Origin of the sequence: Methyloceanibacter sp., from assembly GCF_050728395.1 — a bacterium.
Classification (GTDB): domain Bacteria; phylum Pseudomonadota; class Alphaproteobacteria; order Rhizobiales; family Methyloligellaceae; genus Methyloceanibacter.
The window spans coordinates 1-10,694 of the sequence record NZ_JBOHJB010000087.1 but is presented as its reverse complement, the minus strand read 5'-3'; the positions used below and the strand labels follow the sequence as shown (position 1 = coordinate 10,694).

The window sequence follows — 10,694 nt, the reverse complement described above, 5'->3', positions numbered from 1 at the left end:
CGCCACATGACACGCCGACGCTCGACCGCGACGAGGTCGCCCGCTTTGCGAAGCTCAGCGGGCAATGGTGGGACGAGCGCGGGCCCTTCCGCCAGCTTCACCGCATCAATCCGGTTCGGCTCACCTATATCCGCGACCAGCTTTGCCGCAAGTTTGGGCGCGACGCGCGAGAGGCTGCAAGCCTTGCCGGCTTGAGCGTGCTCGACATCGGCTGCGGCGGCGGCCTCGTGTGCGAGCCGTTGGCGCGGCTCGGCGCGCACGTCACCGGCATCGACCCCGCGGCAGAGAACATCGCGGCGGCCAAGGCCCATGCCTCGGCCGCGGGCCTCGCCATTGCCTTTGAGGGGACGACCGCCGAGGAGCTTGCATCACGCGGGCAGAGCTACGACGCCGTGCTGCTGCTCGAAGTGGTGGAGCACGTGCCCGACGTACCGGCCTTCCTCAAGGGCGTGGCGCCTCTGGTAAAGCCCGGCGGCGTGATGATCCTCTCTACGCTCAACCGCACGCTGAAATCGTTCGCGCTCGCCATTGTCGGGGCCGAGTTCATCCTGCGCTGGCTCCCCGTCGGCACCCATCAATGGCAGCGTTTCGTGACGCCTGCGGAGCTTGCCTCGGCGCTCTCCGCCGCGGGCCTTGCCATGACCGGCACCGAGGGCCTCACCTACGATCCCTTCTCCGACGAATGGCGCCTCGGAACCGACACCGATGTGAACTATTTTGCTACTGCCACACAGCGGTAGCGTGCGGGAATAGGCCATGATCTTTCGCCAGCTGTTCGACCAGACCTCCAGCACCTACACCTATCTGCTCGCGAGCCGCCACGGCGGCGAGGCTCTGATCATCGATCCCGTGCTCGAGCGTGTCGACCGCTACATTCAGCTCCTGCGCGAGCTCGACCTGCGCCTGGTGAAGGCCATCGACACGCATCTGCACGCCGATCACATCACCGGGCTCGACGCGCTCCGCGAACGCACCCAATGCATCACCGTCATGGGCGAGCAGACCAAGGCCGACGTGGTTTCGATCCGCGTCATCGACGGCGACCAGGTCGGCATCGAAGGCCTGAGCCTCGACGTCGCCTATACACCGGGCCACACCGACGATTCCTACAGCTATCTGATGCCCGATCGCGTGTTCACCGGCGATACGCTGCTCATCCGCGGCACCGGACGCACCGATTTCCAGAACGGCAACCCGCGCGCTCAATACCAGTCGCTGTTCGGTCGCCTGCTGAAGCTGCCTGACGAGACTTTTGTCTACCCCGCGCACGACTATAAGGGCGACACGGTGAGCACCATCGGCGAGGAGCGCGCCTTCAATCCGCGCCTCCAGGTCAAGTCCATCGACGACTATGTGGAGCTGATGAACAACCTCAACCTGCCCAACCCCAAGATGATGGACGTTGCCGTCCCCGCCAATATGCGCATCGGCTTGGCTCAGCAGATCGTCGCCGACCGCGGCTGGGCCCTCACTGCCGAGGATGCCAAGGCCGCGCTGGGCGATCAGGATGTTGCCCTGATCGATTTGCGCGAAGTCCAGGAACGCAAGCGCGACGGCGTCATCCCAGGTTCAGTGCATGTGACCTATCCGAATGTGCGGGAGAGCCTCCAGGCTGACGGGCTGTTGCAGCAGCTCGCGCGCTCATCGGGCAAGCGGCTGATCTTCTATTGCTCCTTCGGCCTGCGCTCGGCCATGGCGGTGCAGGCGGCACAGGCCGCCGGGCTCGAGCGCTCCCGCCATATCCACGGCGGCATTCAGGCCTGGAAAGAGGCCGAAGGCCCGCTGATCAGGTAGCGAAGACGTTTTTGGCGAGACATCGAACAATCTGTCACGCGGCATCCACAGGCCGAACGCGCCTTGCAATTTCCTGGCCCTTCTCACGCTCGATCAGCGCAATGTCGTACTGGCTTTGTAGATCGAGCCAGAATTGCGGGCGATTTCCGAAGTAACGGCCGAGCCGCACCGCGGTGTCAGCGCTGATTGAGCGACGTCCGTTGAGGATGTCGGTGATGCGCCCGGAAGGAACGCCGAGGTCGAGCGAGAGCCTGTTGGCGCTTAGCCCGCGTGCGCTCAGCTCACGTTTCAGAAGCCGGCCCGGATGAGCAACGAGCGCCATGTTCTTATCCTCTGTGATAGTCGACGATCTCCACGTCATGAGCGTCGCCCTTGCGAAATTCGAAGCAAATACGCCACCGCGCATTGACGGTCATGGCCCATTGGCCCTTACGGCCGCCCTTGAGCATATGCAGGCCGACGCTCTTGAGCGGGCTGAGATCCTGCAACGTGCTCGCGACATTGAGCGCAAGCAATAGATCCGCCGCTACCTCGAAATCCAGGCCCCGGAACTGGTTCGGTCGCTCACCGTCCCATACCTTTCGGCTGGCGGCGTTGCGCCAAGACCGGATCATGGCAAAAACGTACTACGCAAAAGAGTGGATAGCAAGCAGGCGGCACAAGCCGCGGGGCTCGACCGCTCCCGCCACATCCATGGCGGCATTCAGGCCTGGAAAGAGGCGGAGGGACCTCTGATCAGGTAGAGGATTACCCTCTGCTACTTAGCCTTCCTCGCGGCGCTTGGCTTGTTGGTCTGACGGACGGTCGAGCCTTTTTCGTTCTGCCTGGCGTAGGTATCCACAAGCGCACGAACCATACGCTGGTAAGGGACACTCACCTTCCCCGCCTCGCACTTGAAGAATTCAACACTGCGGCGGCTCAGGGAAAGCGTGACCTTCACATTGTCCTCGCGCGGCACAAGCTCGTCGGGCGCCGGGAGGAAATCTTCAACGATCCTCAGCGTGCCGATCTCGCCCTTGCTGTACTTTCTTGCTCTCTCGCTCATAGATGGTCTTTCTCGCCGCATCCGCGGACCAAACCGTCATACCGGCGCAAGCCGGTATACAGTCGCGCGAAGCGCAAACATAAAACTGGATTCCGGCTTTCGCCGGAATGACGAAAGTCTGTGGCCTTGGAAACCTATGCAGGTCCTAATAACCCCGCGGGTAATAGCCGCGGGGCGGCGGGGGCCGGTAATAGCCTTGCGGGCCGCCATAAGGCTGTTGCCGGAACCAGCCGCCGAACAGGCCTCGTCTCGGCCGCTGATCGTAGCCGGGCCCGGGCCCAAACCACGGCGGACCGGCATTGGCGTCCCCATAGCGCGGATAGGCCGGTTGGGTCGCCACTTGCGCCTCACCGCCAGGCGTCGTCCCGGAGAGGACGACTTGCGTATTCTTGAGACCCGTCCCCTTGACGAGAGCATAGAGCAGGGTGGCGTTGGCCCGGGAGATGCGCACGCAACCATGAGAGGCGGGCTTGCCGAGGTTCCTCTCCTCGAGCGTCCCGTGGATGGCATGCCCGTCCTTCATATAAAAGACGGCATGCGGCATGGGCGCGTTGTCCCACTGCTTGCTGTACCAGATCTCGTTCATCGAGCTCGCAGTATAGGTTCCCGAGGGCGTGGAATAGCCGCGCTTTCCGGTCGAGACCGGCCAGGTGTATTTTTCGATGCCATCGACAAATACCGTCATCTCCTGCCGGGACTTGTCGATATTGATCAGGATCTGGGAACCGTCCCCAGCCGCTTCGCCGTCCTGAGGTGCTGCTGCCGATTTTGATTTGGGCTGCGCGGGTGCAGGACCGGGTTTGGGCTGCGCGGCCGCAGGCTGCTCGGCTGTGGTGTTGGGCTTGACCTCCGCGCTAGGCGGATTGCCGCCATTCTGCGCGGTCGAGGGATCGCCGTCATTCTCCACGCTCGGCGGATTTGAGGCCGGCTCGGCGCCTGCGGGCAACACGAGCATGACGGCCAGAAAAGGCAGGATGATCAATGCATAAGGGGATATGGCACGTCGGGGCAGGTCTGAGAGGCGCATGAGGTTCCCTGGTTTTGCGCGAAACCAACACTCGGCAATATTGAGATAGTAATGCATCAAGGCTGTAACAGGGCACCCCCAAACAATAAGTTTACCCCGCTACCCCCCGGGGGCGCCGCTCGCCCTAGTTCTGGTCCTCGGGCAGGCGCGGCAGGGGAAAGATCGGCACGCCCTCCTCGTCGAGCTCCTGCGCTTCCTGAGGCGTAGCCTCGCCGTGAATGGCGCGTCCCGGAGCCTCGTCGAAATGGATCTTGCGCGCCTCCTCGGGGAATTTCGGCCCGACATAGTCGGAATCGGCGGTGAGCTCGGCGCGGAGCTTGCGCAGCATGGCATAGGGTCTGGGCTGCTCCGCCGACGGCGGCGGCGGCGTCTCGGCGCGCCGCTTCGCCACATAGGGCGCCATCGGCGCCTTCTTCACCTCTACGCTGCCGCAAGCCGGGCAAATTATCGCGTGCGCTTCAACCTGCTCGTCATAGGTATCGGCCGAGCCGAACCAGGCCTCGAACCCATGTCCTTCCTCGCAGGTCAATGCGTAGCGAATCATGATGCCTCTCTAGAGGGGCCGCGACTTCGCCCCGGCGATCACAACCTCGAACTCGCGCCCATGCTTGAGCGAAGGGATCTTCGCCCGGGCTTCGGCTGAGAGGCCGAGGTCGATATCGGCAAGGACAATCTGGGGATCCTCTCCGGCTTCCGCCAGCACTTCACCCCAAGGTGATACAACCATGCTGTGGCCGTAGGTGCTGCGGCCATTCTCATGCAACCCGCCTTGGCAGGCGGCAAGGACGTAGGCGCCGGTCTCGATGGCGCGGGCGCGCAACAGCACTCGCCAATGCGCCTCCCCGGTCTGCTTGGTGAAAGCGGCAGGGACGGCGATGAAATCGGCGCCGGCGGTGGCGAGCGCCCGGTAAAGCGCCGGGAAGCGAAGGTCGTAGCAGATGCTCAAGCCGAGCCGTCCCCAGGGCAGGTCGGCAAGCACCGCCGTGGTGCCGGAGTCGAAATTGCGCGACTCGCGGTAGCTTTCACCGCCGGCAAGATCGACGTCGAACATATGCAGCTTGTCGTAGCGCACGGCGATCTCGCCTTGCGGCGTGATGAGGTAGGAGCGGTTGGCCACCTTGCCGGCCGGAAGCTTCATGGCGAGCGAGCCGACATGCAGCCAAATGCCAAGCTCCTTGGCGAGCGCCTGAAGCTCCCGCAGCGGCGCCGACTTGTCCTCGGTGTCGATCGCGGCCAGGAGCGGATCGGTCTCGAGCTCCATGATCGACGTGTTTTCGGGCGTCTGCACGTAGACCGCGCCTCTCGCCGCGGCGCGGCGGATCAGCGCCTCGGCCATCTCCATATTCGGAGGAATCGCGCGGCCCGACCGGAGTTGAACCAGCCCTGCGCGGAATGTGTTCGCCGCGGTCAAGATCATTCTCCCGGAACGGCGGCGACGGCGGCGACGGCGTCGACCTCGGCGAGCAGCTGATCGAGCTTCTCCGCGCGCTCGAGCTCGGCAAGCTCGTCATAGCCGCCGACATGGGTGTCGTCGATGAAGATTTGCGGCACCGTGCGCCGGCCGAAGGCGCGCGCCATCATCTCCCGGCGCCGCTCCATATCTTCGCTCACGTCGATCTCGGTGAAGGTCACTCCCTTCTTGCCAAGAAGATGCTTGGCGGCGCGGCAATAGCCGCAATAGGGCGTGGTGTAGAGGACAACTCTCGTCATCGAAGTTCCGCTGCTTCGGCCATTCGGCCTTGCTTTGTTGAGGTAAGTAAGCCGGGCAGCAAGGAAATTCCAGACTATAGCAGCAGGGCCGAGGGTTCCACGGCCCTGGCGAGCGCGAGAATGTCGACGGACGCCGCACCGGCCCGCTTCAGCACCCTGGCGCAAGCCTCCGCGGTCGCGCCGGTAGTGATCACGTCGTCGACCACGACGATGCGCTTCCCCCGCAATGCGCCCTTCGCCGCCGTGACCCGGAACGCTCCGGCGACGTTCTTCCGCCTCTGTGACGCCGAGAGCCCGACCTGGCTCGGTGTGCGCTTGACCCTGGCGAGCAGAAAACAGTCCACGGGCACGCCGCTCAGGCTCCCGACCACCTTGGCCAGCATGGCCGACTGGTTGAAACGCCGCGACCAGAGCCTGGACCGGTAGAGCGGAACCGGCACGATGATTTCGGCGTCGGCGAGCAGCTCGGCTCCGGCCACCGCCATCCACCGCCCGAACAGAGGCACGCCCTCATGCCGATCCCCATATTTGAAGCTCTGGATCAGGTCGCGCATGGTCGAGGAATAGCGCGCAGCGGCCCGCGCCCGGTCGTAGACTGGCGGTTCGGCGATGGCCGCGGCGGAAAGGCTCGGCTCGCCGGTATCGTAAGGCAGCGGCACGCCAAGCCTTGAGCAGAGCGGAGGGGCGATGAAATCGATTTTGGCCCAGCAGCCGCCGCACAAGAGCCCGTGGGCGCCGGCGCGCTTGCGGCAGGAGATGCACACCGGCGGGAGCAGGAGATCGGCGGCGAGCGTCAGCGCGCCGCGGAGAGCTTCCGCCGCCGAGAAGCGCTTGGGCCGCGCGGCAAGGACGCCAGAGGTGATCTCCGCCCCGTCGATCGCCATGGCAGGCATGATAGAGCGCTGGCGGGGCCGATAGAAGGGGCGCATGGGCGCAATGAGTGAGGATCAAGAGCTTTTCGACCGCAGCCTGTTGCGCCGCCGCCGCGCGCGCTTCGCCGGCGAGACCGCCGAGCATGAGTTTCTGCTCTCCCATGTGGCGGCCGAGATCGCCGACCGCATCGGGGCGATCTTGCGCGACTTTCCTCTGGCACTCGACCTTGGCGCCTATCATGGACTGCTTGGCCGCGCCGTGGCGGCACTCCCGTCCGTTGGTGAGATGATCTACGCCGAAAGCGTGCCGGCGCTCGCATCGCGCTGCCCGCTTCCTGCCGTGGCGTGCGACGAGGAGCTGCTGCCGTTCAAGGAGATGAGCCTCAGCCTCGTGGTGTCTGGCCTCGCGCTTCACCGCGTCAACGATCTCCCCGGCGCGCTCATCCAGATCCGCCGCAGCCTTCACCCCGACGGGCTGTTCATGGGGGCCGCACTCGGCAGAAGCTCGCTTCAGGAGCTTCGTCAGGTGCTGATCGAGGCGGAAGCCGAGCTCCACGGCGGGGCAAGCCCCCGCGTCGCGCCCTTCGCCGATGTCAGGGACTATGGCGCGCTTCTGCAGCGCGCCGGCTTCGCGCTTCCCGTGACCGACGCCGAGCTTCTGACCGTGACCTATCCAAACCCGCGCGACCTGATGCGCGAGATCAGGGCGCTTGGCGGCGGCAACGTCATGGCAGCGCGGCGGAAGGCGCCGCTGCCGCGTGGCACGCTCGAACGTGCCGAGGAGATCTACCGGGCCCGTTACGGCACGGCCGATGGCAGAATCGCGGCGAGCTTCGAGATTGTCTATTTGATGGGATGGGCCCCGCACGAAAGCCAGCAAAAGCCGCTTGAGCCCGGGAGTGCGGCAAGACGCCTCGCCGACGCGCTTCACACCACCGAACATTCCGCCGGCGACAAGGCCTCCTTCCCGGCGGCGACTGGGCCGAAGAGCAAGGGCCGCTGACGCGGCTTTTCGGCCGTTGACGTCGAAGCGGCAGATGCTACGTTCCGCGCCATGCGTTTGAAGGGGGTGCTGCGTAATCTGAGGCGGGGCAACTACGCGAAGGTGGTCGCGGCGCTCACGCCAGGCAGCCACCAGTTGGTGGATTGGACCGCGTCCAATCGATATCCGGAAATTTTCGCCGCAGCAGCCTCCGCCGCTCCCGACGCGCGCCGCATCCTTTCCTTCGGCTGCTCGACCGGAGAGGAATGCGTCTCTCTTGCGAACTATTTCCCGAAAGCCGAGATCGTCGGCGCCGAGATCAATGTGCTTAGCCTGCTCAAGGCGTGGAAGAAGCGAAGCGACCGAATCCGTTTCGTCTATTCCAGCGACCGCACTTTAGCCAGGCTGGCCCCGTTCGACGTGGTGTTCTGCATGGCGGTACTGCGGGCTCCGAAAAAGCAACAGCGCCTCGGCAACTATCCCTTCGCGCTCTTTGAGGAACGCGCTCTGTTTCTTGAGTCGCTGGTCCGGCCCGGGGGCTTATTCGTGATCCACAATTCGATGTACCGCTTCAGCGACGCGGCGCACCGGGGCTCCTATGACCGAATCCCGGTCGCCGCGAAACACGACAGAGGTGTGTTTCTCCCCGACGGCGTCAGCGAAGTCGAGCCTGACGGCTGCCTATGGCAAAAGCGCGAAGCTTGATAGCGCAACCGAATGTCATGACGGTCTCGCGTCGAAATTGAATCAACTCCATGACATCGAGCAGACACTGAAAAATCTCCCACGACCGCATAATCGCCCAAAACCAACCGCAAAAGGTGGAGGGACATTTTAAGGTGCAGCATGGGTCGAAAAAGCGTCTTCCATTACCTCAAGCGCGGCAAGTTCGCCAAGGCGGCCTCGCTGCTCCATCCCTGCTGCCACCAGGGGCCGAACCGGACCGCGCTCAATCGGTACCCTGAGGTTTTCGCCGCTGCTGCCGCGACCACACCCGAGGCGCGCCGTATTCTCTCTTTTGGGTGCTCGTCCGGAGAGGAATGCGTCACGCTCGCCGGCTATTTCCCCAAGGCCGAGATCATCGGCGCCGACATCAATCCGGTGATCCTGCTCCAGGCCAGGAAGCATCGCAGCGATCGAATCCGCTTCGTCTATGCCAGCGACCGCATTTTGAGCGGATTGGGAGGATTCGACGCGATCTTCTGCATGGCCGTGCTGCGCAGTGCCGGACATTATCCCTTCGAGAGTTTCGAGGAGCGCGCGCTCTTCCTCGAGACCCTGGTGCGGCCCGGCGGGCTTTTGGTGATTCACAATTCGCCCTACCGTTTCGGTGACACGGCGCGCAAGGACACCTATGAGACCATCCCGGTCGCCGCGCCACGAGACATAGGTTCGTTCCTCCCCGACGGCGTCACCGAAGTCGAGCCCGACGGCAGCATCTTCCGCAAGCTCGAGCCTCGAGAGCCAACCAAGGCCCCGGAGCTGGGAGAAGCCGGTAAGAAAAGTGACTGGATCCCCGCTTTCGCGGGAATGGCAATGAGTGTTCTCAGCTGAGCAGCGCAGGCAGCGCCGCCTTCAACGGCTCGTCGGCCGGCGGCATGGCGTAGGAGATAAGCTCGGCGGGCTTCACCCAGCGAAGCTCCTGGCCTTCATGCGGTCCTACCTCTCCGCGCCAGCGGCGACAGACGAAAAGCGGCATGAGCAGGTGGAAGTCCGGGTAGGCGTGGCTCGCGAAGGTGAGCGGCAAAAGATCGGCCGCCGCGATGTCGATGCCGAGCTCCTCGGCAAGCTCGCGAACGAGCGCGTGCTCGGGCGATTCTCCAGCCTCGACCTTGCCGCCGGGAAACTCCCACAGCCCGGCAAGCGAGCGGCCTTCGGGCCGCTTGGCGATCAGGATCCGGCCCTCACTATCGAGGAGCACGCAGGCCGCGACCAGGAGGAGCGGAGGCGTGGGGCGTTCCATGGTCCGAGTCAGGACCGATAGTCTGCATTGATGGCGATGTAGTCGGCGGTGAGGTCGCAGGTCCACACGGTTGAGAACGCGTCGCCCACGCCGACAGCGACGGTGATGGCGATCTCTTCGCGCTTCATATAGGCGGCGCCGAGCCTCTCGCTGTAGGAGGGCGCCACCTCGCCCTCTTTGGCAACCTGAATATCGCCGAGCCAGATGGCGAGTCTGTCGCGGTCGGCGGCTTCGCCCGCCTTGCCCACGGCCATGACGATGCGACCCCAGTTGGGATCCTCGCCTGCGATCGCCGTCTTCACCAGCGGCGAGTTGGCGATGGCCAACGCGATCCTCCGCGCTGCTTGCGCACTCTCGGCGCCGGTGACCCGCACCGTGACGAACTTGGTCGCCCCCTCGCCGTCCTTCACCACCTGGTGCGCGAGATCGACAAGCACCTCGGTGAGCGCGGCGCGAAACCCGGAAAGCCGCGGATCATGCGGCAGGCCGATATGCGGCGCGCCGCGTGAGGCGGCGGTGCCCGTCGCAAACAGAAGCAGCGTGTCGCTGGTCGAGGTATCGCCGTCGATGGTGATGGCGTTGAAGGTGGCATCCACGGCGGGTCCCAGGATCTCGTGCAGAGCACGAGGCTCGATGGCTGCATCGGTGAACAGGAAGGCGAGCATGGTCGCCATGTCGGGCGCGATCATGCCGGCGCCCTTGGCGATGCCGTTGATGGTGACCGACACGCCCTCGATCTCGGCCTGGCGGGTGGCGAGCTTCGGATAGGTGTCGGTGGTCATGATGGCGCGGGCCGCTTGGCCGATCCCTTCCGGGCCGGCCTCGGCGGCGAGTCCTGCGAGCAGGCTCGTGAATTTGGACGGGTCGAGCGGCTCGCCGATCACCCCGGTCGAGGCGATATACACGTCGGCTTCGAGGCAATTTGCGGCGGCTGCGGCGGCTTCCGCCGTGAGCTTCACCGCGTCGCGCCCGCGCTTGCCGGTAAAGGCATTGGCGTTGCCGGAATTGACCACGAGCGCTCTTGCCATCCCGTGCGCGAGCCTGGCGCGGCACCACTCGACCGGGGCCGACGCCGTCTTCGACCTGGTGAGCACGCCGGCAACCGTGGTGCCTGGCTCGAACAGTGCAAGCAAAAGATCGGTGCGGCCTGGATAGCGGATGCCTGCCGCGCAACTGGCGAAGCGCACCCCGTCAATGGCGGGAAGCGGCGGCAGCGTCTTCGGTGCGAATGGCGAGACCTTGCCCATCTAGGCACTCTTGCGATTGAGCTTTTCCGCTCCCCCCTTGCGGGGGAGCACGAC

At 64.7% G+C, this 10,694-nt stretch carries 15 protein-coding genes; 5 read left to right on the top strand and 10 right to left on the bottom strand.

Translation table 11 applies throughout. The features are described from left to right. Together ubiG and ACREC7_RS13425 are read left to right on the top strand one after the other, a co-directional pair. On the top strand, window positions 1-740 hold a 740-nt coding region (gene ubiG, locus ACREC7_RS13430), incomplete at its 5' end, for a bifunctional 2-polyprenyl-6-hydroxyphenol methylase/3-demethylubiquinol 3-O-methyltransferase UbiG (RefSeq protein WP_431556198.1). Between the two features lie 16 nt (window positions 741-756). Then, window positions 757-1,794 (top strand): MBL fold metallo-hydrolase, encoded by a 1,038-nt coding sequence (locus tag ACREC7_RS13425; RefSeq protein WP_431556197.1) that lies wholly within the window; start codon window positions 757-759, stop codon window positions 1,792-1,794. A 34-nt stretch (window positions 1,795-1,828) separates the two neighbouring features. Here ACREC7_RS13425 and ACREC7_RS13420 read toward each other — a convergent pair whose 3' ends face one another. The 8 genes from ACREC7_RS13420 to ACREC7_RS13385 form a co-directional block, all read right to left on the bottom strand. Further along, on the bottom strand, window positions 1,829-2,116 hold the full coding sequence (locus tag ACREC7_RS13420) for a HigA family addiction module antitoxin (protein ID WP_431556196.1): 288 nt from the start codon (window positions 2,114-2,116) through the stop codon (window positions 1,829-1,831). A gap of 4 nt (window positions 2,117-2,120) precedes the next feature. Further along, complete coding sequence (locus ACREC7_RS13415) at window positions 2,121-2,408, bottom strand: type II toxin-antitoxin system RelE/ParE family toxin (protein WP_431556195.1); 288 nt, start codon at window positions 2,406-2,408, stop codon at window positions 2,121-2,123. Window positions 2,409-2,551: 143 nt separating this feature from the next. Next, complete coding sequence (locus ACREC7_RS13410) at window positions 2,552-2,839, bottom strand: hypothetical protein (RefSeq protein WP_431556194.1); 288 nt, start codon at window positions 2,837-2,839, stop codon at window positions 2,552-2,554. A 145-nt stretch (window positions 2,840-2,984) separates the two neighbouring features. Further along, complete coding sequence (locus tag ACREC7_RS13405; RefSeq protein WP_431556193.1) at window positions 2,985-3,866, bottom strand: L,D-transpeptidase family protein; 882 nt, start codon at window positions 3,864-3,866, stop codon at window positions 2,985-2,987. A 124-nt stretch (window positions 3,867-3,990) separates the two neighbouring features. Further along, on the bottom strand, window positions 3,991-4,410 hold the full coding sequence (locus tag ACREC7_RS13400; RefSeq protein WP_431556192.1) for a DUF1178 family protein: 420 nt from the start codon (window positions 4,408-4,410) through the stop codon (window positions 3,991-3,993). A gap of 9 nt (window positions 4,411-4,419) precedes the next feature. Next, window positions 4,420-5,283 carry a carbon-nitrogen hydrolase family protein gene (locus ACREC7_RS13395; RefSeq protein ID WP_431556191.1) on the bottom strand — a complete coding sequence of 288 codons (864 nt, stop codon included), beginning with the start codon at window positions 5,281-5,283 and terminating at the stop codon, window positions 4,420-4,422. After that, a complete protein-coding gene (grxC, locus tag ACREC7_RS13390) occupies window positions 5,280-5,576 on the bottom strand; it encodes a glutaredoxin 3 (RefSeq protein WP_431556190.1) in 297 nt (98 codons plus the stop codon). Before grxC ends, ACREC7_RS13395 begins: the two co-directional genes overlap by 4 nt. 74 nt (window positions 5,577-5,650) lie before the next feature. Further along, window positions 5,651-6,469, bottom strand: a complete 819-nt coding sequence (locus tag ACREC7_RS13385; RefSeq protein ID WP_431556189.1) for a ComF family protein — start codon at window positions 6,467-6,469, stop codon at window positions 5,651-5,653. A 43-nt stretch (window positions 6,470-6,512) separates the two neighbouring features. Between ACREC7_RS13385 and ACREC7_RS13380 the strand changes: the two genes are divergently transcribed. The 3 genes from ACREC7_RS13380 to ACREC7_RS13370 all read left to right on the top strand — a co-directional run bounded on the left by ACREC7_RS13380 (window position 6,513) and on the right by ACREC7_RS13370 (window position 8,984). Further along, window positions 6,513-7,451: a methyltransferase domain-containing protein gene (locus ACREC7_RS13380; RefSeq protein ID WP_431556188.1), complete on the top strand. Its 939-nt coding sequence runs from the start codon at window positions 6,513-6,515 to the stop codon at window positions 7,449-7,451. Between the two features lie 51 nt (window positions 7,452-7,502). Beyond that, a complete protein-coding gene (locus ACREC7_RS13375; RefSeq protein WP_431556187.1) occupies window positions 7,503-8,135 on the top strand; it encodes a class I SAM-dependent methyltransferase in 633 nt (210 codons plus the stop codon). A gap of 141 nt (window positions 8,136-8,276) precedes the next feature. After that, window positions 8,277-8,984 (top strand): class I SAM-dependent methyltransferase, encoded by a 708-nt coding sequence (locus ACREC7_RS13370; RefSeq protein WP_431556186.1) that lies wholly within the window; start codon window positions 8,277-8,279, stop codon window positions 8,982-8,984. Here the strand turns inward: ACREC7_RS13370 and mutT are convergent. Together mutT and argJ are read right to left on the bottom strand one after the other, a co-directional pair. Continuing rightward, the gene (gene mutT, locus ACREC7_RS13365) at window positions 8,977-9,393 is read right to left on the bottom strand and encodes an 8-oxo-dGTP diphosphatase MutT (protein WP_431556185.1); all 417 of its coding nucleotides are present in this window, start codon (window positions 9,391-9,393) and stop codon (window positions 8,977-8,979) included. The two genes, ACREC7_RS13370 and mutT, sit on opposite strands and share 8 nt — an antisense overlap. Window positions 9,394-9,401: 8 nt before the next feature. Next, window positions 9,402-10,640 carry a bifunctional glutamate N-acetyltransferase/amino-acid acetyltransferase ArgJ gene (gene argJ / locus ACREC7_RS13360; protein ID WP_431556184.1) on the bottom strand — a complete coding sequence of 413 codons (1,239 nt, stop codon included), beginning with the start codon at window positions 10,638-10,640 and terminating at the stop codon, window positions 9,402-9,404. Between the last annotated feature and the right edge of the window lie 54 nt (window positions 10,641-10,694).